This is a genomic window from Intestinimonas sp. HCP28S3_D6 (genome assembly GCF_052065695.1).
Lineage (GTDB): Bacteria > Bacillota > Clostridia > Oscillospirales > Oscillospiraceae > Intestinimonas.
This window is the reverse complement of the sequence record NZ_JBQHTM010000016.1, coordinates 25,838-48,797: the sequence shown is the minus strand read 5'-3', so window position 1 is coordinate 48,797 and position 22,960 is coordinate 25,838. Positions and strand designations below refer to the sequence as shown.

Sequence of the window (22,960 nt, the reverse complement as noted above, 5' to 3'; positions counted from 1 at the left end):
CATTTCCACCGCGTAAGGAGTTTGCTATGCACTGCCCTCACACCTGGTTTTCCACCGAACTGAAAGGCGGCAAGCGCCTGCTGCGCACCCGCCTCCAGGCCCTGCTGCGGCCTGCCCCCAAGCGTGGCCGGGCTCTGGCCGCCATGGCGGCAGCTCTGGCCCTCTGCGCCGGGGCCCTGGTGGCCTGCCGGTCCGGCTCTGACACAGCCACAGCCCATATCGTCATGGACACCCAATACTACGACGACCGGGGCAGCATCCTGGAGATCCCCCAGATCGCCGGGGACGACTGTCCCGACGCCCAGGCCATCAACGACGCCCTTCTGGAGCGGAAAGCGGCGTACCAGGTCTACATGGACGACCCCTACCAGAGTGGCACCTGGTGCGAGGTCACCGCCTATCCCGTTACCACGGAGCGCTATCTAAACCTGGCTCTGCTGGAGAACGTCTACCCCAACTACAGCACCGACGGTGACCTGTACGCCTGGGTCTACGACCGGCAGGAGCGCCGCTCGGTCACCGTGGAGGAGGCCCTGGACCTGGCCGGCACCACCGAAGACGCCCTCCGGGACGCGGTGGCGGAGAACCTGGCATCCGGGGAACTCCCCCTCCCCCTGGACGAGGACAGCTTCTCCATCCGGGGCTTCCGCATCGGGGAGGAGGACGATGTGACCTTCTACCTTCAGGGGGCCAATGTGGACGGGGCCGAGGGCATGGACCCCTGGCTGGGGCTCTACACCTGGAACCAGGGCAACCTCAACCGCTTCCAGGAAACCTATTCCACCGACGTGGATACCTTCGTCCCCGCCGGTCTGGTGGACGTCATGGACCCGCTCCTGTGGTGCCAGTGGCGGACCCTGGGCGCGCCGTCGGATGGCTTTGTCGTTACCCGTCCCCTGGCCCTGTGGAGCCCCACCACCGCCTATCTGGGTCTGGACCCCGCCTCCCTGGAGGGAGCTCTCTACGACGCCGCCCTGAACCTGCGGACATCGGAGCCCGGCAGCGCCGACCTCTGCCTCCCCCAGGTCACGGTGGTGGGCAGTTATGAGGAGGGAACTGCCACCCACTACCTCTGCACCCTCCACAGAACCTATTACTACGACTTTCTCCTCCAGCGTGGGGCCAACCAGGGGGGCGGCAGCGACTGCGCCGTCTTTACCGTGGAGGCCGTGGGGGACGGCTACACCGTCACCACCGGCGTGGACGGGGGCGACGACATGAGCCCCGGCACCTTCTACCAAAGCCAGGGTGCCCCGGCGGACCTCTGCGCCCAACTGGACGCCGCCTATGAGGCCGAGGGTATGCCCGTCCTGCTCCGCACCCCCACCGCCGATGAGCTGCTTCAGACCTACCTGAGCCGCTGCTTCTTCACCCCGGTGACGGCGGAAAATCAGAACATGGAGGCCACCGCCCAGACCTACGTGGACAGCCTCCCCGGGACTGGGTCGGGTGAAGCCCTGTCGGCGGCCTTTGGGGCGGACGTATGGGAGAGGCTGACCCTCTCCTTTACCCAGACCCGGACCGCCTCCCTCCGCACCGCCAACCTGGACCCGGACACCGGAGAGGAGGTCCCCGACGGCACCCCCATCTGCGTCACCGACGGGGATGAGTGGCGGGTGGACCTCACCGTGGACGGCACCCCCGCCGGTCATTTCTCCGTCACCAACACCACCGGTCCCTGGACCCTGTCCCGTGGACTGGTGCTGGACATCTGAGCAAGGAGGCTCCCTTCCATGAACTGTCCCCACACCTGGTTCTCCACCGAGCTCCGGGGCGGCAAGCGCCTGCTGCGCACCCGGCTCCATGACCTGCTCCACCCCGCCCCAAAGCGGGGCCGGACCCTGGCGGTGGTGGCGGCGGCCCTGGCCCTCTGCGCCGGGGCCCTGGTGGCCTGTCGCACCGCTCCGGCGGAGGAGTCCACCGCCCCGGTGCTGGTGGAGGACGAGATCGCCGATACCGTCCTCCGCCTGGCCCCCGCCGCCCTGGGGATGGAGGAGGGAAGCCTCACCCTCTCCGCGCCCTTCTCCGTGGAACTCAACGGCACGGAGTACTGGTACTATGACCTTCTCCAGGGGGAGGAGACGGTAGGGGCGGTCAGCGCGGACCTGTCCACCGGTACGGTACAGCTCCGCCCCACCGCCTCCGACCTCACCATCTCCCTGGTGGAGCCCCACCTGCCCCAGGGGGCTCTGGCCTTTCGGGATGCCCTCCCCGCCCTGGTGGAGCAGTATGGAGACCTGGACCCGACGGGCGACATTACCCTCTTCTACCTGGGGGACTATCTCACCGAGGCTTTCCCCCCTGTGTGGGGCTTCCGGGCTGCCCAGCGGACCGGCAACAGCTGGACAGTGCTGGACAACTGGTATCAGGAACAGGAGAGCCATCAGGTCTACAGCGTGAGCTTCTCCCTGGACGATCTTCTTTCCATCGTCCCAGGCACCTTCCGTTTCCCGGAGACCGTCTCCGATCCCGCCAGCACTTTCTATCCCGAACTGGACCAGTATGCCCTGTCCCTGGCAGGAGGGTGGGACTACACCTACGGCGATATGACCTTGGCCGCCGCCCACTACTACGACCCGGAGGACCCGGCCAGCCACGGCTTCGACGGCATCGCCGCCTATCACTGCCCTATCACCCTCTCCGGCCAGCCCGGTTGGACAGACCCCACTCCCTACTCAGTCTACCTCCATACCACGGACCGCTATGTGTATCTGGGCCGTTACAACGTGGACGAGGCGGGGAGCGAGGAGGCCCTGGCCGCCCTGGCGGAGGACTACTTCCAGCTCATGGACGCGCCCACCTGGGACCGCTATCTCCCCACCCTCACCGACGGAAACTACTTCGACCCGGAAGCGGGCGTCTTTACCAGCGACGCCCTCCACTTCTCCTGGCAGCTGCCCAGCACCGACGGCTATTACGCCAACCGTCTCATCTTCCGCCCCGTGGAGGGCGGCCTGGCCGTCTACCACCGGTACGCCTATGAACGGTACGTCTCCCAGCACGGCGGTGTGGAGCCAGACGGCATCGAACCCGGCTCCGGCTGCCTCCTCCAGATCCTGGCCGGGCCGGAGGACCCCCTGCCCACTCTACCCGAGGGCCGGGAGGTCAACCTGCTGGGCCGGTCCGCCGTCCCCGGCGTCCCCGGCGGCAACGGCTGGTACTACCTCCCCGTCACCGACTTCACCTGGCACCCCAGCTCCGAGTTCTGGGACGATTACAGCGACACCCTCGCATGGCTCACCTCCAGGGCCGTGTTCACCCTGTACTGACTCCGAAAGGAGGGCTCTTTATGTGCGCCCCCCACACCTGGTTTTCCACCGAGTTTCACACTGGGAAGGGACTGCTCAGGGCCCGGCTCCGGGATCTGCTGGCCGCGCCCAGGCATGGGGGGACCACTCCCCTGATCCTGTCCCTGGTCCTCACCCTCACCGCCGGCAGCCTGGCCGCCTGCACCCAGGAGCCGCTTCCCGGTGAGACCACGCCGGAGCCTGTCCAAACCGAAACAGCGGAAGAGATTGGCGCCCTTCTGGTGGCCTCCTACTCTCTCTCCGACCTGGAGCCCTACGTTCCCGCCTCCACCTGGACCCCGGACACCGTCCCCGCCGACACCCTGGGGGAGGTGCTGGAGGAGACAGAGCTCATGGACGGCCAGCAGGTCCTGTGCTATCGGGAGCCGGGCAGCGGCACCGTCAAGTACTGGGCCGTCCGGCAGGGAGACGAGCTGCTCCGCTTCGCCGAGGAAGACAGCACCTACGCCGATGGCTACGGTGTGGAGGACTTCTCCTCCCTGTTGGGCCAGAGCGGCTTTGTCATTGAGGCCCCCCGGGGCGCCGCCTACACCGCCCGGGACTACTACGTGTTCGATGAGGAGGGCGTTCCCCGGCTGTTGGCCGACTGCGCCCAGCCCACCTACGCCCCCGACCTGGACGGGGACGGCTTCCCCGACCCGCTGTGGCTCTACCATGGCGGCCGTGAGGCCTACTGCTACCTGGTGTGGGAGAACGCCGTCTACCAGGTGGACCTGCTGGATTGTGTCCAAAAGGCCCTGCCGGACTGGCGTGGGCCCAATGACTGGGAGTCCCCCACCTTTTCCACCCAGGGACTTTTCTATGATGTGCAGGGGACCGGTCTCGCCTTCCTGGGAGAGACGGAGGGCGTCACCCGCTTCGGGTATCTCCGGTTTTACCCCGGCAGAGTGGAGGTGACCGCCCTCCCGGCCGAGACCCAGCCTGACTGGCAGGTGGAGACCGAGCAGGGGCGGGCCGGACTTCTCACCGCGGGGGAGCAGACCTGGGTCATTATGGAGGACCAGGATGGCCCCCACCTGGCCGAAGTCCTGTATGGCCTGAGTGAGGCCGTGCTCCAGCCTTTCATCGGCATCCTGGGTACCAACGGCTACACCCTGGACTATGTCCAGGGTCCCGCCGGGGACTACCGCAGCTACTATGGCGCTGACGGCACCCCCCTGGTCCTGAGCTTCGGCTGGGACCGGGGGACACCGCCGTGGACCTGGACGGGGACGGGGTCCGGGAGCTGGTGTGCAGCGTCACCTACATGGCCGACGGGGTGCCCGCCGTGCTGGTCTACCGCCTGTCTGAGGGGGAGATCCGGCAGGCCGAAGCCAGCGCCGTGCCGGAGGAGGTGTACCAGAGCGGTCCGCCCACGGTCGGTCCGGCCCGGTCCCGCTACGACCCGGAGACCAACACCGTTACCTCCTCCCTCCGGTTCCAGAGCGAGAAGAAGCAGCAGTCCTGGATTGTGCCGCTGGCGCTGGAGGGCTTGGAATTTTACCCCTACCAATATCAGTATCTGCCCTGAGGGTCATCCCTCAGGGCAGACTTTTTTTCGGGCTTCGTCGCAGCGGCGGACCGCCGGCAGGGCCAGGCAGAGGACGCCGCACAGGGCGGTGAGGCACCCCGAGAGGGCAAACCACCGGGCCAGGCCCACCCGCTCGGCGAAGAGGGCGGTGGCGGCCAGGCCGATGGGCCCGGCGAGGGTCATGACGGCGGAGGTGAGGCCCAGCACCCGGCCCAGGTAGCCCCCCTCCACCTTCTCCTGGATGAGGGCGGTAAACATGCTGTTGAAGAAGGGGGAGGAGAGACCCATGCCCAGGGCCAGGCCGGTAAAGGCCACGAAGGCCGCCGGGCTCAGTCCCCCCACTGCCAGCAGGCAGCCGCCGGTACAGAAGAGGGCGGCGGTCATGGCGGTCATCTTGTTCCGGGTGCCCCCCCACAGCCCCAGCAGCAGGGACCCCGCCAGCATCCCCAGGGAGTAGGCCGTCTCCACCACCGAGGCCGACACCGCCGTGCCGCCGAAGTAGCTCATGCACATGAGGGGGAAGAGGGAGGACACGGGTACCACCGCCACCGAGAAGATGCCGCATATGAGGCACAGCTGCCACAGCCAGCCCTGGCTGCGCAGCAGGGCGCAGCCCGCCCGGCAGTCGTCCAGGAGGCGGAAGGGGGTCTCCTCTCCCGCCGTCCGCAGCTCAGGCAGCCGGGCCAGGAAGAGAAAGCCGATGGCGAAGGCGGCCCCAAGGGCGTCCAGGGTGATGATGAGGGAGAGGGGCACGGCGGCAAAGAGGACGGCGGCCAGAGCCGGGCTCAGGAGTAAGGAGAGGGTCTGCACCCCCTGGGACCAGCCGGCACATTGGGAGAGCCTCTCCCGGGGGACGATGAGGGGGGTCACCGCCTGGAGGCAGGGGGAGTGGAAGGCGGAGCCCACGCTCCGCAGGGCCAGGGTGGCCATAATGACGGGGATGGGCAGCTCTCCCAGCAGGAACCAGCCAGCCACCAGGGCCAGGGACACCAGTCCGATGGCGCCATCGGCCAGGGCCATGATTTTCCGGCGGTCAAAGCGGTCGGCCACCGCCCCGGTGAAGAGGGAGAATACCCCCTGGGGCAACAGGGCCGCCATGGAGGCCAGAGAGAGCACCGCGGCGGAGCCGGTGCGGGCGGTCAGATCCCAGATGAGGGCATATTGAGAGATGGAACTGGTCAGGATCGATACGGCCTGCCCCAGCCAGAGCACGGCGAACTGCCGTTTCCATGTGACGGTCATGGTATGTATTCCTCCTATGGTCCAGACCCGTCGAGACGGGCGGAACGGCGTATTACCGCTCTATCCTATGCTCGGGGCCCGGAGGCGGTCCCTAGACACGCAAAACCCCTCCCGGCCAGAGGCCGGGAGGGGTTTTGCACTTCTGTTCGGTTCAGGACTGTTCCGGCAGGTAACTGAGGGGGTCCACGCTCTCTCCGTCCTTTCGCATCTCCAGGTGGAGGTGCGGGGCGCGGGCGCTCTCGGCGGCGGCGGTGGTGCCGGTGGCGCCGATGATGTCGCCCACCTGGACCTGGTCCCCCGCCTCCACGGTGGGGACAGCTGCCAGGTTAGAGTAGACGCTCTCTACGCCGTCGGCGTGGGCAATGGTCACGGTGGTGCCCATGAGATCATCCTGCTCCACACTGGCCACCGTGCCATTGGCCACCGCCATCACCTCCGTCCCCACGGGGGCGGAGATGTCGATGCCGGAGTGGGTCCGCCAGTCCCCCATGGTCTCGTCATAGGCCAGCACCTCCAGAGACCAGTCGGCCACCACCTGACCCCGCAGGGGCCAGATGAAGAAATCCGCCGCCTGGGTGGTGACAGTGGTCTCCTCCGACGGTGTCTGCGCAGGCGCAGGCGTTGCAGAGGGCGAGGCGGAGGGCGCCTCCGAGGGCGTCGGTGTGGGGGTGGCGGAGGGAGTGGGTGCCGCCGTCACCGTAGGCTTGACGGCCTCCACCGTGGGGGAAACCGCCACCACCACCTGTGTGGGGGCGGATACGGCGGCCTCCTCACCCCCCGTCTGCAAAGAGGAAAAAAGATAATAGCCCGAAATCCCTATGGCGGCGACGCACAGGGTGAGGACTATGTAGAATCCCCTACCCTCCATGAAGTCGCCGACCCGCTCTAAGATCGGTTTCCGTTTCATCATAAGCCTCCAACAATTCAGCGTCAGAGCGCATCCCGGGGCCCCGGGGGAGCTCTCAGAGCCTATTGTGGCCCATCTTTTCCCTTCTTATACCTGTTCTTCCAGTTTCTTTTTCCAATCTTCCCTTGACAGCCACCCTTCATCTGTTTATACTGTATATGTTTAATATATACAGTATAAATGATAATAAAAAATAAGACGTGGGACGGAGGGAAAAAGACTTTAAGAAAACTTTAATCTTTTCTTTCCTGTTCCATATATCTTTTGGTGCTATGCTCAGAATACGCGGGCAGCCACCGCCACAGGCCGCTGAAATTGTGAACGAATTTGAAACTCCCCGTCAAAACGATTGACACATGACAGGCTGTCATATATGATATATGACAGCCTGTCATGTGCGGGAACTCCCGGTACCCGGGCAGGACACTGAAAGGAGGGCTAGTAGTGCCCACCGATACCTTTTTTCGTCTGCCGGAGTCCAAACGGGAGACCCTTCTGCGCTGTGCCAGACAGGAATTTGCCAGAGTTCCTTACCCCGACGCCTCCATCAATCGCATCATCCACTCCGCCGGCATCCCGCGAGGCAGCTTCTACATGTATTTTGAGGACAAATCTGATCTCTTCTTCTATTTGATGGACCAATTTGTGGATGCCTTCATTGAGACCGTGTGCCAGCTGCTGGAGGAGGAGAACGGAGATCTGTTCCTGGCGTTTCAGGGGCTCTTCGACCGTCTCCAGGTCCGGTGCAGCGGCAGCTGCCGGGAGGGGCACGCGTCGGAGATCATCACCATCCTGCGCAAAAATGCCGGCATGCCCCACACCATGGCCATGGGCCAGAGCTATGGCCGGCGCTTTCTCTCCCAGATCCTGCCCCGTCTAGACCGCTCCATTCTGACACTGGAGGGAGAGAAGGAGTTGGAAAACGGTCTGCGCATCCTCCTCTCCGTCACCCTCCCGCTGCTGTGCGAGGGCGTGCTGGCAGAGGACTCCGGCCCTATACGGGCCCGTTATCTCAGCTATCTGACCATCCTAAAGCGCGGTATGCTCCGGTGACGGAGGCCGCCGACAGACCATGGAAAAGGAGTCAATCATATGGAAAGCACCGATCTCAAGCAGTCCTCCCCCGACGCCACCGCACCGGAGACCCAGGCGCCCCCGAAGCCCGTCAAGGTACGCATACCCAAGAAGAAGAAAAAGTGGATCAAGCGGGTCATCGTCCTGGTGGTCCTCATCGCCGTGGTGGTCTTTCTCCTGCGCAGCTGCTCCGGCGGCAGCACGGCCTTGACCTCTGGCACCTACCTGCCCGACATTGCTTCCACCCAGGATCTGGTGGTGTCAGTATCCGGCACCGGCGCCATCGAGCCCATTCACTCCTACAAGGTCACCACCCTGGTGAAGGGTGAGGTGCTGGAGGCCCCCTTCGAGGAGGGACAGACGGTACATAAGGGCGACCTGCTCTTCCGCATCGACTCCACCGACGTGGAGACCTCCATCGAGCAGGCCCAGCTCTCTCTGGAGAGCGCCCAGCTCAACTACCAGCAGCTCCTCAAGAACCAGGAGGACAGCCATAAGAACGCCACCGTGGAGGCCAACGCCACCGGCGTCATCACCAAGCTCTATGTGGACGAGGGCGACATGGTCTCCGCCGGCGCCCCCATCGCCGACATTCTGGACCGGGACAACATGAAGCTGAAAGTCCCCTTCCACTCCGCCGATGCCGCCGGCTTCTACGTGGGCCAGAGCGCCACCGTCACCGTGGACGGCACCATGGAGACCCTCCCCGGCACCATCGACACCATTGCTGCCACCGACTCCGTGGGCCCCGGCGGAACCCTGGTCCGTGAGATCACCATTGTGGTCCGCAACCCCGGTGCCCTCAGCGATACCTCCAGCGGCACCGCCTCCGTGGATACCGCCTCCAGCGCCTCCAGCGGCACCTTTGCCTACGGCGAAAGCAAGCAGGTGGTGGCCAAGACCTCCGGTGAACTCACCAGCCTTACCGTAAAGGAGGGCGACCGGGTCATGGAGGACCAGGTCATCGGCGGCTTTGACGAGACCGACATGGAGACCCAGATCGAAAACGCCGCCATCCAGGTCCAGAACGCCGAACTCACCCTGAAAAACGCCCAGGACCGGCTGGAGGACTACTCCATCACCTCCACCATCGACGGCACCGTCATTGAGAAGAACTACGACGTGGGCGACACGCTGGACACCTCCACCGCCAGCACCACCGGCATCGCCTACCCCGCCGTCATCTACGACATGTCCGCCCTCACCTTTGACATCAGCGTCAATGAGCTGGACATCAACAAGATCGAGGTGGGCCAGAAGGTGGAGATCACCGCCGACGCCGTGGAGGGCAAGACCTTCACCGGCGTGGTGGATAAGGTGAACATCAACGGCATCACCACCAACGGCTCCACCAACTACCCCGTCACCGTCCTGGTGGACGGCACCCCTGAGGAGCTCAAGCCCGGCATGAACGTCTCCGCCAAGATCGTTGTAGAGGACGCGGGCAGTGTGCTCTGCGTACCCGTGGAGGCCGTGAGCCGCGGCGCCGACGGCACCAGCCTGGTCAAAGTGGCCGGCGAGGGCGCCCTGGACGACAGCGGCAACCTGGTGGACCCCTCCAAGCTGGAGGACCGTGAGGTCACCCTGGGCCGCAGCGACGACACCTACATCGAGATCCTCTCCGGCCTGGAGGAGGGTGAGTCGGTCTACGTCTACCAGGCCGCCGGTACCAACTTTATGGCCACGATGATGGGGTGATCAGATGGAACACCTCATTGAATTCAAGGACGTCTACAAGATCTATCAGATGGGCGATGAGAGCGTCCACGCCCTGGACGGCGTCAGCCTGACGGTGGACCCGGGAGAGTTTGTGGCCATCGTTGGCTCCTCCGGCTCCGGCAAATCCACCGCCATGAACATCATCGGCTGTCTGGACGTGCCCACCTCCGGCACCTACCACCTGGGGGGCGTGGACGTATCCACCATGGATGACGATCAGCAGGCCGAAATCCGCAACAAGATGCTGGGCTTTATCTTCCAGCAGTACAACCTGATCCCCAAGCTCAATGTCCAGGAGAACGTGGAGCTGCCCCTACTCTACGCCGGCGTGGGCGCCGAGGAACGGCACCAGCGGGCCATCCGCTCCCTGGAGCGGGTGGGACTGGCCGACAAGCGCAAGAACCTGCCCAGCCAGCTCTCCGGCGGCCAGCAGCAGCGTGTGTCCATCGCCCGGGCCCTGGCCGGCGACCCCTCCGTGATTCTGGCCGACGAGCCCACCGGCGCTCTGGACTCCCGCACCGGCCGTGAGGTGCTGGCCTTCCTGCAAAAGCTCAACGCCGAGGGGGACACCGTGGTCCTCATCACCCACGACAATTCCATCGCCGTCAAGGCCAAGCGCATCATCCGCCTCCAGGACGGCAAGATCATCTACGACGGCGACGCCCACGACCCCCGGGCCGTGGTCCAGCCCGAGGAGGACACCGAGGGCATCGACGGCTTTGACGATCCTGTCCCCGCAGGAGAGGAGGCCAGGTCATGAATTTCACCCAATCCTTCCGCCTGGCCATCAAGTCCCTTCTCACCAGTAAGATGCGTGCCCTCCTCACCATGCTGGGTATCATCATCGGTGTGGCCGCCGTCATCATCATCACCAGTCTGGGCAACGGCATGCAGAACTACATGAATGCCCAGTTCGACCAGCTGGGCGCCAACCTGATCCAGGTCCAGATCTGGGGCCTGGGCGGAGGCATGAGCTCCCGCTCGGTGGACCCCGACGACATGTATGCCCTGGTGGACAAATACCCCCAGTACCTGGCGGGAGTGAGTCCCTATGTCTCTGTCCAGGGCCTGGTCCGCCACGGTTCCGACGAGTACAAGCGCACCAGCATCTACGGCGTCAGCGAGTTCTTCTACGATGCCCAGCGCAACCAGGTCCTCAGCGGCTCCAAGCTGGGGGAGGGCCGGTTTTTGAGCTATGTGGACGTGGAGCGGTACCAAAACGTGTGTGTCATCGGCTCCTACCTGGCCAAGGACGCCTTTGGCGGTGACGCCCTGGGCAAGACCATCACCATCACCGGTACCCCCTTCACCATCATTGGCGTCATGTCCGAATACGCCGACAGCACCCAGGGCAGCGGCGACGATGTGATCTACATCCCCTACGGCAACGCCATGCGCATCAACGGCACCGGCTGGGTCAACCTCTACCTCTTCAACAGCGCCGACAAGGACACCTCCAACCTGGCCAAGGGCATCATCGAGACCCGTCTCTACAAGACCTTCCAGACCGACGACGCCTACTACATCATGTCCAGCGCCGAGATGATGGACGCCATGGACTCCATGCTCAACACCCTTATGATGATCCTCATCCTCATCGCCGCCATCTCCCTGCTGGTGGGCGGCATCGGCATCATGAACATCATGCTGGTCTCCGTCACCGAGCGCACCCGGGAGATCGGCATCCGTAAGTCCCTGGGCGCCAAGGGCAAGGACATCCGCAGCCAGTTCATCATCGAGGCGGGCACCACCTCCGCCATCGGCGGCATCATCGGCATTGTGGTGGGCGTCATCATGGCCAATGTGCTCACCGCTGTCATCGCCGTGGTACTGGGCACCGGCAACGACGGCTTCGTGGCCGTCCCCACCCTGGGGGGCATCGCCGTGTCCTTCGGCGTGTCGGTGGGCGTGGGCATTCTCTTCGGCTACCTGCCCGCCAACAAGGCCGCCCGGCTCAACCCCATCGACGCCCTGCGCTACGATTGATCCATCCGTGATAAAGGAGCGAACAAAGATGAAGAAACGAGTCCTCTCCGCCCTTCTGGCGGCGGCCCTCACCCTGTCCCTGGTCACCCCCGCCCTGGCCGTCACCAGCCGGGACGATGCCGCCCAGGTCCTGGCCGCCCTGGACATTATGACCGGCGACGGAAGTGGAAACCTGAACCTCTCCGCCCCGGTGACCCGGGCGGAATTTGTCAAAATGCTCATGGCCGCCTCTCCCATCAGCGTAGGGGATATGACCTACGTCTCCCCCTATCCCGACGTGCCCGCCTCCCACTGGGCCGCCCCCTATGTGGAGGCCGCCGTCACCGCCGGCTATGTCACTGGCTATCTAGACGGCACCTTCCGCCCCTCCAACACCATCACCCTGGCTGAGGGCGTGGTCATGGCCCTGCGCCTACTGGGCTACACCAACGCGGATTTCTCCGGCTCCTTCCCCGCTGGCCAGATGTCCATGTATAAGACCCTGGACCTGGACGAGGGCATTACCATCGGCCAGAACGACACCATGACCCGGCAGGACGCCATGTACCTCTTCTACAACCTGCTCACCGCCCCCACCAAGACCACCGGCCAGCCCTACCTCTCCTCGGTGCTGGGCTACGGCCTCACCGCCGACGGCAAGGTGGACACTCTGGCCCTCCTCAACGGCACCATGGACGGCCCCGTGGTGGTGGGGGAGGCCGGCTGGCGGGACAAGATCCCCTTTGACCTCTCCAAGGCCCGGGTGACCCGGAACGGCGTGGTCACCACCTCCGCCGCCCTGGTGGACAACGACGTGGTCTACTGGTCCAAGAACCTCAACGCCCTGTGGGTCTACACCAACAAGATCACCGGCCCCATCCAGGCCATCAGCCCCACCTCCGCCCCCACCTCGGTGACGGTCTCCGGCAAGGCCTACACCATCGAGACCCCCACCGCCGCCTACGCCCTCAGCGACCTGGGCACCTTTGAGGTGGGCGACTCGGTGACCCTCCTTCTGGGCCGGGACGGCAAGGTAGTCTCCGCCATGGCTCCCGGTGAGGCCGCCAGCGATTCCGTGTGCGGCCTGGTGATCTCCAGCGTGCCCCAGACCTTCACCGACAAGAACGGCAATGAGTACACCAGTGCCTCCGTCACCGTTCTGGCCACCGACGGCAACTCCTACACCTACAGCGTGGACCGCTCCAACATCCGCGCCGGCGCATTGGTCCGGGTGACCTCCTCCAGCGACGGCGTGGAGGTAAAGGCCCTCTCCTCCGCCTCCATCTCCGGCAAGGTAAGCAGCGACGGTAAGCGTATGGGGAACCTGGACTTTGCCGCCGACGCGGAGATCCTGGACACCTACGGAGAGCGCGGCGTACGCATCTACCCCTCCCGCCTGGCCGGCATGGAGATCACCAGCAGTATGGTCCGCTACTACCTGCTGGACGGCAACGGCGACATCAGCCGTCTCATTCTCAAGGACGCCACCGGCGACATGCACACCTACGGTGTCATCACCTCTGTGAGTGAAGTGGACAGCGATATGGCCACTTCCGGCACCTACGTCTATGACGCGGGCGGCACCTCCGGCACCCTCACCGGCGCCCGGGTCTACCACCTGGTGAAGGGCCCCTTCCAGATGAAGACCGACGGGGATCAGGTGGACGGCTTTGTCAACCTCCCTAGCGTACGCATCGACACGGTGGACGGCACCACCGCCTACGCCGACAACCGCCAGTACACCATCTGGGACGACGTGCTGGTCTACGAGGTCCAGGGGGACAACTACTACCTCACCTCCCTGGCCCTGGTCACCGGCGGGGACTACTCCCTCACCGGCTACTACGACAAGGACCAGAGCGAAGGTGGACGCATCCGGGTCATCCTGGCCAAGGCGTCCTAAGAGAAAAAGCGGACGGAACTTAAAGTTCCGTCCGCTTTTTTATATGCCTGTGAGATCAAAGGGGGGGATGTACTCGGTGTCGGCGGCGCTCCCCTCCTGGGTGAAACCCTCCAGCCCCAGGGCCTCCATGTAGGCCTGGGCGTTCCGGGCCTCCGAGCCCCGCAGCCGCCGGTGGATCTCCGGGAACTCCGCCGCCCGGCCCTGAGGCACATACTGGCTCATGAGGGAGAAGAGGACCGTCCCCGCCGGAAATTCCTCTGAAATAAAATCCATCACCCGCTTGGCCTCGGCCAGGCGGCCGGGGAGGACCAGGTGCCGGATGACGGTGCCCCGCTTCAGAAGGCCGTCCTCCACCACGCATGGCCCCGTCTGCCGCACCATCTCCCGGATGGCGGCCACCGCCACCTCCGGGTAGTCCGCCGCCCCGGAGTACCGCTCCGAGAGCGCCGGCGTCAGGTACTTGAGGTCGGGGAGATAGACGTCCACCTTGCCCTCCATCGTCCGCAGGGTCTCCACCCGGTCATAGCCCCCTGAGTTCCACACCACCGGCACGGGGAGGGGCTTCTCCAACAGCTGGTAGATCACATGGGCGTAGTGGGTGGGGCTGACAAAGTTGATGTTGTGAGCGCCCTGTTCGATGAGCTCCATACAGATCTCCCGCAGCCGCTCCACCGTCACCGTCTTTCCGAAATCCTGATGGCTGATGCGGTCGTTCTGGCAAAAGACACAGTCCAGGCTGCACCCGGAGAAAAAGACGGTGCCGGAGCCATTTTGGCCGGAGATGGGCGGCTCCTCCCACATGTGGAGGGCGGCCCGGGCCAGCACCGGCGCCATAGGCATCCGGCAGTGGCCCTTCCCCACCGTCTCGGTGCGCTCCGCCCCGCACAGCCGGGGACACAGATTGCAGATCATAGCTGATGGACCTCCCGGTCCTCCGTCCGGCCCATGAGCCAGTCTACGGAGACTTGAAATGTGTCGGCGATCTTCAGTAGCGTCACATAGCTGGGATATTTTCCCGCCTCCAGGTCCTGATAGGTCCGCCAGGAGATACCAACCCGCTCTGCCGTCTGGGTCTGGGTCAGTCCTGTCTCCTGCCGGAGCAGGCGGAGTTTGTCTGAAAACATCGTATCACTCCTTGACACACAGACTTCTGTGTGATATAAAGAAATACACAGAGAACTGTGTGTGAGGTGGATTCTCATGTCACTTCTGATGGACGAGCTCTATTTTGCCCTCATCGGCGGTCCCCACCCGGACCGGTGGCCGGAGTACCTGGAAGATAACCCGGTCCAGGCCCACGGGATGTACTGCTTCCGGGAGGGCGTCCGGCTGGGGCTGCTCCTGGCCGTGGAGGCTTTCTCTCCCGAGGTGGGGGAGTAAGCGGACCGTGGTTTGGCGCGCCCCACAAACAGCGCGGGGCTATGGGCGCGTCTGGGAAGCCGCGCCCCGCGCAGCCATGTCGCCTCTCTGCCTTACGGGTGGAAATCCGGCCCCAGGTTGCCCTCCCGCCAGTGCTTGCGGCACAGGCCGATATACTGGTCGTTGGCCCCCAGCACCACCTGCTCCCCCTCCCGGAGGACGTTGCCGTCCTTGTCGAAGCGGGCGTTGCAGGTGGCCTTCTTGCCGCACCAGCAGATGGTCTTGACCTCCTCGATGATGTCGGCGGTGGCCAGCAACTCCTGAGAGCCCGAGAAGAGCTGCCCGGAGAAATCGGCCCGGAGACCGTAGCAGATCACCGGGATATTCCAGTCGTCCACGATGTGGACCAGGAACTGGACCTCCTCCCGGCTGAGGAACTGGGCCTCGTCCACGATGACGCAGGCGTACTTTTTGAGCTCCGCCTCCGCCATGGTGCGCATCTCGGAAAAGTAGATGCAGGGGTGGCTCAGGCCCATCCGGGAGGCCACGAACTTGGCCCCGTCCCGCTGGTCGATCTCCGGCTTCACCAGCAGGGCCTCCTGGCCCCGCTCCTCGTAGTTGTACCGCACCATCAGGGCGTTGGCCGTCTTGCTGGAGCCCATCACTCCATATCGAAAATACAGCTTTGCCATCTCGTTCTCCCTCTTTGTCTATATTAGCGCACTCGTTCTTCCACAAGGTGTTGAAAACTCTGAAAGGCGTTGGGCACGGCGTAGTCCTGCCGCAGCTCCTCCCGCCCTGCCCACACCCAGCCTTCCGGCAGAGTTATATCGGCGGTCTCCACGACCCGGCAGGTCATGCGCCACTCGATGTGGGTGAAAATGTGCTTGCCCGTGCCGCCGTCGGTGAAGTCCAAAGGCTGGATCCCCCAACCCTCCAGGCAGTCCCAGGCCGGGGCGGGCTCGTTGGGGTATTCCCACAGCCCCCCCAGCAGCCCCTTCTTGGGCCGCTGCCGCAGGGCCACCTTACCCTCGTGGAAGAGGAGAAAGACCACCCGGTCCTCCACCCGCCGGGCCTTTTTCGGCGGCTTGTAGGGGAGCTCTCCGGTGCGGCCCTCCAGCCGGGCCCGACAGAACGCCGCCGCCGGGCACTTCTCACACAGAGGCGCCCCGTTGGGAAGGCACACCGTGGCCCCCAGGTCCATCATGGCCTGGTTGAAGTCCCCCGGGGCCCGGACCGGGATGACCGCCTTCAGATCGGCCCACATCCGCTTCTTGGTGTCCGGCCTGGTGATGTCGCTGCCGTCTCCGGTGAGCCGGGAGACCACCCGCAGCACGTTGCCGTCCACGGCGGGTACTGGCTGACCGAAGGCGATGGAGGCGATGGCTCCGGCGGTGTACTCCCCCACGCCGGAAAGGCTCAGCAGGGTCTCGTAGTCGCCGGGGAAGGTCCCGCCGAACTCCTCCACCACCTGCCGGGCGGCCTTTTGCAGGTTCCGGGCCCGGTTGTAGTAGCCCAGGCCCTGCCACAGCTTCAGGAGCTTGTCCTCCCCCACCGCCGCCAGGTCAGCCACGGTGGGCAGGGCCTCCATGAAGCGGCGGTAATACTCCAGCACCGCCGCCACCCGGGTCTGCTGGAGCATGATCTCCGACACCCACACATGGTAAGGGGTTGGGTCGCTCCGCCAGGGGAGGGTGCGGGCGTTTTCGTGGTACCACTGCAAGAGTGGAATGGGGAGCCGGGTCAGTTCATCCAAGGGTCTTGTCCTCCAAAATGGGCCGCGCCGGGGCGGCCCCGTATTCAGGAGCCATTATACAATAAAATTTTTCTCTCCGCAATCAAAAGCGCCGCCCCGTTCATCTAATGGTCAGAAAGGAGGGACGCCCATGACACAGCAGGAATACGCCGTCCGGGCCGACGCCCTGAAGGGCAGGCTCTACGGCATGGCCTTCCTGTACCTGGGGAGCCAGTCCCTGGCCGTGGACGCCGTGGACGAGGCGGTGTACCTGGGTCTGCGCTCCTGCCACAAGCTGCGGGAGGATGCCTTTTTCAACACCTGGCTCACCCGCATCCTTATCAACGCCTGCAACGCCGAGCTGCGGCGGCACAAGCGTGAGGTGGCCATGGCGGAGCTGCCCGAGACCGCCCAGGAGTCCTTCGACGCCCTCCCCCTTCGGGACGCGGTGGGGCGGCTCCCCCGTGAGCTGAAAGAGGTCATCATCCTGCGCTATTTTACCGGCCTCACCCTGGCGGAGACCGCCCGGACCCTGGACATCCCTCAGGGCACCGTGGTCACCCGGCAGCGGAAGGCCCTCCGGCTGCTGCGGCTGGAGCTCACCGATGGAGAGGAGGCGGCCAATTCATGAACCGAAACGAGGAATATTGGGCCCTGGTGGCCCAGCTGAGCGATACGCCGCCGGAGCTGGAGGGCACGGTAGAGCGGGCCAAGGCCCGGGCTCGGAAACGAACCCTCAAGCGGTGGCTGGGCATCCCTGTGGCCTCCCTGGGGGGCGTGGCGGCGGCCTTCGTGCTGCTGGTGAACTGCTGCGTCCCCTTTGCCCAGGCCTGCGGGCGCATCCCCGGCCTCCGGGACCTGGCGGCGGCAGTGGCCCTCTCCCCCAGCCTGAAGGCGGCGGTGGAGAACGACTTCGTCCAGGTGGTGGACCAGGAGCAGACGGAAAATGACATCACCTTCCGGCTGGAATACCTCATTCTGGACACCATGCAGATCAACTTCTTCTACTCCGTCTCCGGCGGGGACTATGACCGCTACCACGTCTACCCCAGCATCACCGGCCCCGACGGAGAAAAACTGGAGGGCTACTCCATCGTCAGCAGCGAGACCACTCCCGGCGATCTGGGCGACTTCAACGTCAACTACGCCGACGACCTCCAGGTGCCGGAGGCCCTGCGCCTCACCTGCGCGGTGACCGCCCAGCGGGAGGACAAGGACGGATCTGCCGTTGCCCCCGACGCCAGCATCTGGGACGAGCCGGAACCCGACCGGGAGCCGGAGGTGGTGGCCACCTTCACCTTCGACCTGGAACTGGACGACCGCTTCACCGTTCCGGGAGAGACCATCTCCCTGAACAAATGGGTGGAGGTGGACGGCCAGCGGCTCCTCCTCCGGGAGCTGGTGGTGAACCCCACCCACGCCCGACTGGCGGTGTCCTCCGACCCCGATAACACCGCCTGGCTGGACGGTCTGGACTTCTACCTGGAGGACGAGAAGGGCACCCGCTACGAGGCCGGTGCCCGGGCCGGCAGCGGTGGCCGCCTGATGGCCAGCGGCGAGGACGGCACCAACGACGTTATTTACTACTACCTGGAGAGCAGCTTTTTCCGCGCGCCCAAGCACCTCACCCTCTACCTCACTGGAGCCCGGTGGCTGGACAAGGACAAGGAATGGGTCACGGTAGACCTGAACACCGGCGAGGCCAGCTGGCTCCCGGATGGCCTGGAGTTCCTCTCCGCCGACCGACAGGGGGAGGATGTCTGGTGCACGATGCTCGCCCCCGGCATCCAGCAGTTCATCTCCTGGACCTACCGGGACCCGGAGGGTGGCGAACACTCCTTCGACTCCATGAGCACTGCCGTACACGCCTCCGAGCCCGAGCAGGAAAACCTGGAGGAGGAACTCCACCGGCTCTCCTTCACCCTGCGGGACTACTCCTGGGACACGGTGGAGCTGAAGCTGAATTTCACCCGGGAGACGGAGTTCTCCCCGCCCATCGCCGTGGAGCTCCAGTGACCGACACGAAATGGGGGCTGTCTCTCGGAACAGCCCCCATTTTTTGCTTCTTTTTCTCCAAAAAGCCCTTGACAAATGTCAGATTTCATATATAATAATGTAGCTTGTCTGGAATCAGGCAGGCAACATCCTTGCTCCTGCACGAGCAGGGGCCATATGTCCATAAGGAGGTGCAAGAAACATGGCAAAAGTCAATGGCAACTACGAGGTGGTCTACATCCTCGACCCCGCTATGGGTGAGGAGGCCATCGCCGCTATGGTCGCCAAGTTCAAGACCATGGCTGAGGCCCGGGGCACCGTGGCCGAGGTTGACGAGTGGGGCAAGCGCCGTCTGGCCTATCCCATCAACGACCTGAACGAGGGCTACTACGTTCTCATGACCTTTACGGCTGACGCCGCCTTCCCCGCCGAGCTGGACCGCGTGCTGCGGATCACCGACGGCGTGATGCGTTCCATGATCGTCTGCAAGGACGAGAAGTAAGGAGCGGCAGAAATGCTCAACAAGATCTTCCTTCAGGGCCGCCTGGTGGCGGACCCTGAGATGCGGCACACCCCCTCCGGGGTGGCCGTAGCCACCCTCCGTCTGGCGGTGGACCGGGATTTCAAGGACAGAGAGACCGGTGAGAAGAAGGCCGACTTCATCAATGTGGTCGCCTGGCGTGCCACCGCTGAGTTTGTCTCCCGGTACTTCAACAAGGGCCGCATGGCCATTGTGGAGGGCCGTCTCCAGATGCGGGATTGGACCGATAAGGACGGCAACAAGCGCACCACTGCCGAGGTGGTGGCCGACAACGTCTACTTCGGCGATTCCAAGCGGGACGGCGAGGGCGGCGGCAGCTACGGCGGCTCTTATGGCGGCGGTTATTCCGCCCCGGCCCCCAGCGCCCCCGTGCCTCCCCCGGCTTACACCGCCCCCATGGGCGGCGGCAACCAGTTTGCCGAGCTGGACGACGACGACGGAGAACTGCCGTTCTGAAAGAACGGCGCCCCATTAATATCATTTCTGAATAAGGAGGGTATATACCATGCCTATGGATAGAGAGCGTCCCCGCGGCCGCAAGCGCCGCAAGGTTTGCAGCTTCTGCGTGGACAAGGTCGAGCACATCGACTACAAGGACGCCGCCAAGCTGCGTCGGTTCCTCTCCGAGCGTTCCAAGATCCTGCCCCGCCGGACCACCGGCACCTGCGCCATGCATCAGCGTCAGCTGACCCAGGCCATTAAGCAGGCTCGTCAGATCGCTCTGCTGCCTTTCGTCACCGACTAATTGGCAACACAAAGCCGGACATGCAAACGCATGTCCGGCTTTTTTATTTCCCATCAGGCGCAGAACCGATGGCTGCCGATGACCTTGATGAGGGGCCGCGACCAGATCCAGCCGCTGGTGGCCGTGCTGGGGTTGAAATAGTAGATGGCGCCTCCGCTGGGATCGGCTCCGTTGATGGCGTCCCGGGCGGCCCTGACGGCGGAATCGGCCACCGGCTGGTCGATCTGGCCGTCCACCATGCAGGTGAAGGCCCCAGGCTGGTACACTACCCCGGCGATGGTGTTGGGGAAGGAGGGGTGGCTCACCCGGTTAAGGATGACCGCCCCCACCGCCACCTGGCCGCTGTACGGCTCCCCCCTGGCCTCTGCCGAGATAACCTTTGCCAGAAGGGCCACCTCGCTGTCCACGGCCGAGGAGGAGGTGCTCCCCTCAGACATCCCCAGGGCCTTCAGGGTGGCGGGACCCACGATGCCGTCGGCGGTGAGACCGTTCTTTTTCTGAAAGAGCTTCACGGCCGCCTCCGTCTTGCTGCCATAAATGCCGTCCGCAGTCCCATCCAGGTAACCCCAGCGGATCAGCTTCTCCTGGATGGTGCGTACCGTCTGCCCCGAGGAGCCCCGATGGTAGGTTGCCGCCTGGGCCGTCTGGACCATGGTAATGATGAGTATATTCAACAGAAAGATCAGGGCAAGGGATAAAATGAGTCGTTTTCTCTGTTCCCGCACATTCCCGCCTCCCACAAAAGTCTCGCCTTTAGTGTACGACCCCGTCGCCTTTCTTATGAGCGGTGAATCATGGAAGAAAAATTGGGTCATACTGTTAGGGAAACTTTTCTTTTCTAAAAAGGAGCGGCATCATCATGGTCAAAGGTATCAACAAGCAGGTCATCGTGGTCAAAACACCCGATCCCCGCCTCTTTGAGGAGGCCATCTTCATCCTGAAGGAGGGCGCGCTCTCCGAAGGCGCCAGCCCGGAACAGGTTCTGCGGGAGGCCAGGCAGGCGGCTAAAAACTACGTCTCCCGGAGTACTGTTCCCGGGAAATGGTTCCAGGCCATCCCCGCCCCGGCCTACGCCGCCGCCGGCGCTCTGGCCGCCACCGCCGCCTGGAGCCTGGCCCTTTTCTTTTGATGAGCCATTGTGCCCATCCCTTCCTTATGATACAATGGCCCTGCATCGGAGGACCGATCATCTCCAGGTCGGATGCCCCGAGAGCCTTTGTACGAAGGAGCGTTTTTCATGTATCAGGTTTCCAACTTTATGGACAACGACGACGTCAAGACCCTCTCCCAGTTGGGTCCCTTCTCCGTCATCGAGTACCAGCGCGACCTGAGCGTTACCCCTTCTTCCGCCATTACCGCCTACTATTGTGCCCAGATGAACGTCAGAAAGCGCCAGCTGGTGTGTGACCTGAGCAAGGCCCAGGTCACCATCCAGGCCGGCGCCATGCAGTGGATGCTGGGCAATGTGAACGCCACCACCGGCATCAAGGGTGTGGGCGACCTCTTCACCAAGGCCGTCCGGGGCAAGGTCTCCGGCGAGTCGGCCATCAAGCCGGAATACACCGGCGATGGTCTGCTGGTTCTGGAGCCCACCTACCGCCACCTCATCCTTATGGACGCTGCCGACTGGGGCGGCTCCGTGGTGCTGGACGACGGCCTGTTCCTGGCCTGCGACTCCCGCCTCCAGCACAAGGCCGTCATGCGCTCCAACCTCTCCTCCGCCGTGGCCGGCGGCGAGGGTCTCTTTAATCTGAGCCTCAACGGCAGCGGCACTTTCTGTATCGAGTCCGAGTGCCCCCGGGAGGAGCTGGTGGAGATCACCCTCCAGAACGACGTGCTGAAGATTGACGGCAACTACGCCATCGCCTGGAGCACCAGTCTGGAGTTCACCGTGGAGCGTTCCGGCAAGAGCCTCATCGGCTCCGCCGCCTCCGGCGAGGGTCTGGTCAACGTCTACCGTGGCACCGGCAAGGTGCTCATGATGCCCACCGCCAAAATGCCCAACCTGTAAGTCGTCCATACAGAAAACGTCCCCCGGAGGCAAACCCTCCGGGGGACGTTTTGTCATTTCTATGGAATGTGTTCAGAGCTGCCCGGCCTTTTGCTTCAAAAAGCTCTTGAGCCACTCCCCCGTCTCCGGATGGGCCAGGGAGAAGTCGATGGTGGCCTCTAGGAAGCCCTTCAGGTTGCCGGTGTCATACCGCTTGCCCTCGAAGTCCACCGCCACCATCTTGTCCCGCTTGCACAGCTCCTTCAGGCCGTCGGTGAGCTGGATCTCTCCGCCGTAACCCGGCTTCAGGTTCTCCAGCGTGTCGAAGATGCTGGGCTGGAGCACATACCGGCCCAGGATGGCGTAATTGGAGAAGATCTCCTCGGGACGGGGCTTTTCCACCATGTCGCTGACCCGGAAGATCCGCTCTTCTAGAGGCTCCACTTTTACAGAGGAGTACTTGGAGATGGCCTCGGTGCTCACCTGCTGAACCCCCACACAGGAGGCGCCGTACTTCTCCGCACCGGCGATGAGCTGGCCGATGACCGGGGTCTGGGAGCGCATGATGTCGTCGCCCAGGAGGACGGCAAAGGGCTCGTTCCCAACGAAGCGCTTGGCCCGCCAAATGGCGTGGCCCAGGCCCTTGGTCTCCTTCTGTCGGACATAGAAGATGTTGGCCAGATCCGCGGCTCGGCGGACCTCCTCCAGCTCCCGCTCCTTGCCCGCCCGGGCCAGACGCTCCTCCAGCTCGGGATAGTAGTCAAAATAGTCGTCCATGGCGGATTTGGCCCGGTTGGTCACCACCAGGATATCCTCGATCCCGGCGGCCACCGCCTCCTCGATGATATACTGGATCACCGGCTTGTCCACCAGGGGGAGCATTTCCTTGGGCACCGTTTTGGTGGCGGGCAGCATCCGGGTCCCCAGCCCGGCTGCCGGAATGACGGCTTTCCGTACTTTCATCTGA

23 protein-coding genes are annotated in these 22,960 nt (G+C 64.1%); 15 read left to right on the top strand and 8 right to left on the bottom strand.

Features of this window, described 5'->3' with window-relative positions; all coding sequences use genetic code 11:
- Positions 1-26: 26 nt before the first annotated feature.
- Positions 27-1,715, top strand: a complete 1,689-nt coding sequence (locus ACTNBK_RS07290; RefSeq protein ID WP_441144922.1) for a hypothetical protein — start codon at positions 27-29, stop codon at positions 1,713-1,715.
- An 18-nt stretch (positions 1,716-1,733) separates the two neighbouring features.
- Positions 1,734-3,269, top strand: coding sequence for a hypothetical protein (locus tag ACTNBK_RS07285; protein WP_441144920.1), 1,536 nt, complete (start codon positions 1,734-1,736; stop codon positions 3,267-3,269).
- Between the two features lie 1,552 nt (positions 3,270-4,821).
- Here the strand turns inward: ACTNBK_RS07285 and ACTNBK_RS07280 are convergent.
- Together ACTNBK_RS07280 and ACTNBK_RS07275 are read right to left on the bottom strand one after the other, a co-directional pair.
- On the bottom strand, positions 4,822-6,060 hold the full coding sequence (locus tag ACTNBK_RS07280; RefSeq protein ID WP_441144916.1) for an MFS transporter: 1,239 nt from the start codon (positions 6,058-6,060) through the stop codon (positions 4,822-4,824).
- Between the two features lie 151 nt (positions 6,061-6,211).
- Positions 6,212-6,967, bottom strand: coding sequence for a peptidoglycan DD-metalloendopeptidase family protein (locus tag ACTNBK_RS07275; RefSeq protein WP_441144914.1), 756 nt, complete (start codon positions 6,965-6,967; stop codon positions 6,212-6,214).
- A gap of 444 nt (positions 6,968-7,411) precedes the next feature.
- Here ACTNBK_RS07275 and ACTNBK_RS07270 point away from each other — a divergent pair, with 444 nt between their 5' ends.
- The 5 genes from ACTNBK_RS07270 to ACTNBK_RS07250 are packed head-to-tail and all read left to right on the top strand — an operon-like array spanning position 7,412 to position 13,628.
- A complete protein-coding gene (locus ACTNBK_RS07270; protein ID WP_441144912.1) occupies positions 7,412-8,020 on the top strand; it encodes a TetR/AcrR family transcriptional regulator in 609 nt (202 codons plus the stop codon).
- A gap of 39 nt (positions 8,021-8,059) precedes the next feature.
- A complete protein-coding gene (locus ACTNBK_RS07265) occupies positions 8,060-9,739 on the top strand; it encodes an efflux RND transporter periplasmic adaptor subunit (protein ID WP_441144910.1) in 1,680 nt (559 codons plus the stop codon).
- Positions 9,740-9,743: 4 nt separating this feature from the next.
- Positions 9,744-10,520, top strand: coding sequence for an ABC transporter ATP-binding protein (locus ACTNBK_RS07260; protein ID WP_441144908.1), 777 nt, complete (start codon positions 9,744-9,746; stop codon positions 10,518-10,520).
- Positions 10,517-11,746, top strand: a complete 1,230-nt coding sequence (locus tag ACTNBK_RS07255) for an ABC transporter permease (protein ID WP_441144906.1) — start codon at positions 10,517-10,519, stop codon at positions 11,744-11,746. Before ACTNBK_RS07260 ends, ACTNBK_RS07255 begins: the two co-directional genes overlap by 4 nt.
- A 28-nt stretch (positions 11,747-11,774) precedes the next feature.
- Positions 11,775-13,628, top strand: coding sequence for an S-layer homology domain-containing protein (locus ACTNBK_RS07250; RefSeq protein WP_441144904.1), 1,854 nt, complete (start codon positions 11,775-11,777; stop codon positions 13,626-13,628).
- Positions 13,629-13,667: 39 nt separating this feature from the next.
- Here ACTNBK_RS07250 and ACTNBK_RS07245 read toward each other — a convergent pair whose 3' ends face one another.
- Positions 13,668-14,540 (bottom strand): radical SAM protein, encoded by an 873-nt coding sequence (locus ACTNBK_RS07245; RefSeq protein WP_441144902.1) that lies wholly within the window; start codon positions 14,538-14,540, stop codon positions 13,668-13,670.
- Positions 14,537-14,752: a helix-turn-helix domain-containing protein gene (locus tag ACTNBK_RS07240; RefSeq protein WP_441144900.1), complete on the bottom strand. Its 216-nt coding sequence runs from the start codon at positions 14,750-14,752 to the stop codon at positions 14,537-14,539. The genes ACTNBK_RS07245 and ACTNBK_RS07240 overlap by 4 nt, the downstream gene beginning before the upstream one ends.
- Positions 14,753-14,828: 76 nt before the next feature.
- On the opposite strand from ACTNBK_RS07240, the gene ACTNBK_RS07235 reads away from it, so the two are divergent.
- Positions 14,829-15,008, top strand: a complete 180-nt coding sequence (locus tag ACTNBK_RS07235; protein ID WP_441144898.1) for a hypothetical protein — start codon at positions 14,829-14,831, stop codon at positions 15,006-15,008.
- 92 nt (positions 15,009-15,100) lie between these two features.
- Here the strand turns inward: ACTNBK_RS07235 and ACTNBK_RS07230 are convergent, their stop codons facing one another.
- Positions 15,101-15,679: a thymidine kinase gene (locus tag ACTNBK_RS07230; protein ID WP_441144896.1), complete on the bottom strand. Its 579-nt coding sequence runs from the start codon at positions 15,677-15,679 to the stop codon at positions 15,101-15,103.
- 23 nt (positions 15,680-15,702) lie between these two features.
- Entirely contained in the window at positions 15,703-16,743 is a 1,041-nt protein-coding gene (mutY, locus tag ACTNBK_RS07225) for an A/G-specific adenine glycosylase (RefSeq protein WP_441144894.1), read from the bottom strand.
- A 130-nt stretch (positions 16,744-16,873) separates the two neighbouring features.
- Here mutY and ACTNBK_RS07220 point away from each other — a divergent pair, with 130 nt between their 5' ends.
- The 5 genes from ACTNBK_RS07220 (at position 16,874) to rpsR (ending at position 20,003) form a co-directional block, all read left to right on the top strand.
- Positions 16,874-17,353, top strand: a complete 480-nt coding sequence (locus ACTNBK_RS07220) for a sigma-70 family RNA polymerase sigma factor (RefSeq protein WP_441144892.1) — start codon at positions 16,874-16,876, stop codon at positions 17,351-17,353.
- The gene (locus ACTNBK_RS07215; protein ID WP_441144890.1) at positions 17,350-18,738 is read left to right on the top strand and encodes a DUF4179 domain-containing protein; all 1,389 of its coding nucleotides are present in this window, start codon (positions 17,350-17,352) and stop codon (positions 18,736-18,738) included. The genes ACTNBK_RS07220 and ACTNBK_RS07215 overlap by 4 nt, the downstream gene beginning before the upstream one ends.
- A gap of 181 nt (positions 18,739-18,919) precedes the next feature.
- Positions 18,920-19,219: a 30S ribosomal protein S6 gene (gene rpsF, locus ACTNBK_RS07210; RefSeq protein ID WP_294511525.1), complete on the top strand. Its 300-nt coding sequence runs from the start codon at positions 18,920-18,922 to the stop codon at positions 19,217-19,219.
- A gap of 12 nt (positions 19,220-19,231) precedes the next feature.
- A complete protein-coding gene (locus tag ACTNBK_RS07205) occupies positions 19,232-19,714 on the top strand; it encodes a single-stranded DNA-binding protein (protein ID WP_441144888.1) in 483 nt (160 codons plus the stop codon).
- A 49-nt stretch (positions 19,715-19,763) separates the two neighbouring features.
- Positions 19,764-20,003 (top strand): 30S ribosomal protein S18, encoded by a 240-nt coding sequence (rpsR, locus tag ACTNBK_RS07200; RefSeq protein WP_130850362.1) that lies wholly within the window; start codon positions 19,764-19,766, stop codon positions 20,001-20,003.
- Between the two features lie 53 nt (positions 20,004-20,056).
- Here rpsR and sleB read toward each other — a convergent pair whose 3' ends face one another.
- The gene (sleB, locus tag ACTNBK_RS07195) at positions 20,057-20,728 is read right to left on the bottom strand and encodes a spore cortex-lytic enzyme (RefSeq protein WP_441144886.1); all 672 of its coding nucleotides are present in this window, start codon (positions 20,726-20,728) and stop codon (positions 20,057-20,059) included.
- Between the two features lie 134 nt (positions 20,729-20,862).
- Here sleB and ACTNBK_RS07190 point away from each other — a divergent pair, with 134 nt between their 5' ends.
- Positions 20,863-21,132 (top strand): translation initiation factor 2, encoded by a 270-nt coding sequence (locus ACTNBK_RS07190; RefSeq protein ID WP_294515841.1) that lies wholly within the window; start codon positions 20,863-20,865, stop codon positions 21,130-21,132.
- A gap of 108 nt (positions 21,133-21,240) precedes the next feature.
- Complete coding sequence (locus ACTNBK_RS07185; RefSeq protein WP_441144884.1) at positions 21,241-22,014, top strand: AIM24 family protein; 774 nt, start codon at positions 21,241-21,243, stop codon at positions 22,012-22,014.
- A 72-nt stretch (positions 22,015-22,086) separates the two neighbouring features.
- Here the strand turns inward: ACTNBK_RS07185 and galU are convergent, their stop codons facing one another.
- Positions 22,087-22,956, bottom strand: coding sequence for a UTP--glucose-1-phosphate uridylyltransferase GalU (galU, locus tag ACTNBK_RS07180; RefSeq protein WP_441144882.1), 870 nt, complete (start codon positions 22,954-22,956; stop codon positions 22,087-22,089).
- Between the last annotated feature and the right edge of the window lie 4 nt (positions 22,957-22,960).

Coding starts and splice junctions, on each gene's coding strand:
- ACTNBK_RS07290 (WP_441144922.1), top strand. CDS start 27: ATGCACTGCCCTCACACCTGGTTTTCCACCGAACTGAAAGGCGGCAAG.
- ACTNBK_RS07285 (WP_441144920.1), top strand. CDS start 1,734: ATGAACTGTCCCCACACCTGGTTCTCCACCGAGCTCCGGGGCGGCAAG.
- ACTNBK_RS07280 (WP_441144916.1), bottom strand. CDS start 6,060: ATGACCGTCACATGGAAACGGCAGTTCGCCGTGCTCTGGCTGGGGCAG.
- ACTNBK_RS07275 (WP_441144914.1), bottom strand. CDS start 6,967: ATGAAACGGAAACCGATCTTAGAGCGGGTCGGCGACTTCATGGAGGGT.
- ACTNBK_RS07265 (WP_441144910.1), top strand. CDS start 8,060: ATGGAAAGCACCGATCTCAAGCAGTCCTCCCCCGACGCCACCGCACCG.
- ACTNBK_RS07260 (WP_441144908.1), top strand. CDS start 9,744: ATGGAACACCTCATTGAATTCAAGGACGTCTACAAGATCTATCAGATG.
- ACTNBK_RS07255 (WP_441144906.1), top strand. CDS start 10,517: ATGAATTTCACCCAATCCTTCCGCCTGGCCATCAAGTCCCTTCTCACC.
- ACTNBK_RS07250 (WP_441144904.1), top strand. CDS start 11,775: ATGAAGAAACGAGTCCTCTCCGCCCTTCTGGCGGCGGCCCTCACCCTG.
- ACTNBK_RS07245 (WP_441144902.1), bottom strand. CDS start 14,540: ATGATCTGCAATCTGTGTCCCCGGCTGTGCGGGGCGGAGCGCACCGAG.
- ACTNBK_RS07240 (WP_441144900.1), bottom strand. CDS start 14,752: ATGTTTTCAGACAAACTCCGCCTGCTCCGGCAGGAGACAGGACTGACC.
- ACTNBK_RS07235 (WP_441144898.1), top strand. CDS start 14,829: ATGTCACTTCTGATGGACGAGCTCTATTTTGCCCTCATCGGCGGTCCC.
- ACTNBK_RS07230 (WP_441144896.1), bottom strand. CDS start 15,679: ATGGCAAAGCTGTATTTTCGATATGGAGTGATGGGCTCCAGCAAGACG.
- ACTNBK_RS07220 (WP_441144892.1), top strand. CDS start 16,874: ATGACACAGCAGGAATACGCCGTCCGGGCCGACGCCCTGAAGGGCAGG.
- ACTNBK_RS07215 (WP_441144890.1), top strand. CDS start 17,350: ATGAACCGAAACGAGGAATATTGGGCCCTGGTGGCCCAGCTGAGCGAT.
- rpsF (WP_294511525.1), top strand. CDS start 18,920: ATGGCAAAAGTCAATGGCAACTACGAGGTGGTCTACATCCTCGACCCC.
- ACTNBK_RS07205 (WP_441144888.1), top strand. CDS start 19,232: ATGCTCAACAAGATCTTCCTTCAGGGCCGCCTGGTGGCGGACCCTGAG.
- rpsR (WP_130850362.1), top strand. CDS start 19,764: ATGCCTATGGATAGAGAGCGTCCCCGCGGCCGCAAGCGCCGCAAGGTT.
- ACTNBK_RS07190 (WP_294515841.1), top strand. CDS start 20,863: ATGGTCAAAGGTATCAACAAGCAGGTCATCGTGGTCAAAACACCCGAT.
- ACTNBK_RS07185 (WP_441144884.1), top strand. CDS start 21,241: ATGTATCAGGTTTCCAACTTTATGGACAACGACGACGTCAAGACCCTC.
- galU (WP_441144882.1), bottom strand. CDS start 22,956: ATGAAAGTACGGAAAGCCGTCATTCCGGCAGCCGGGCTGGGGACCCGG.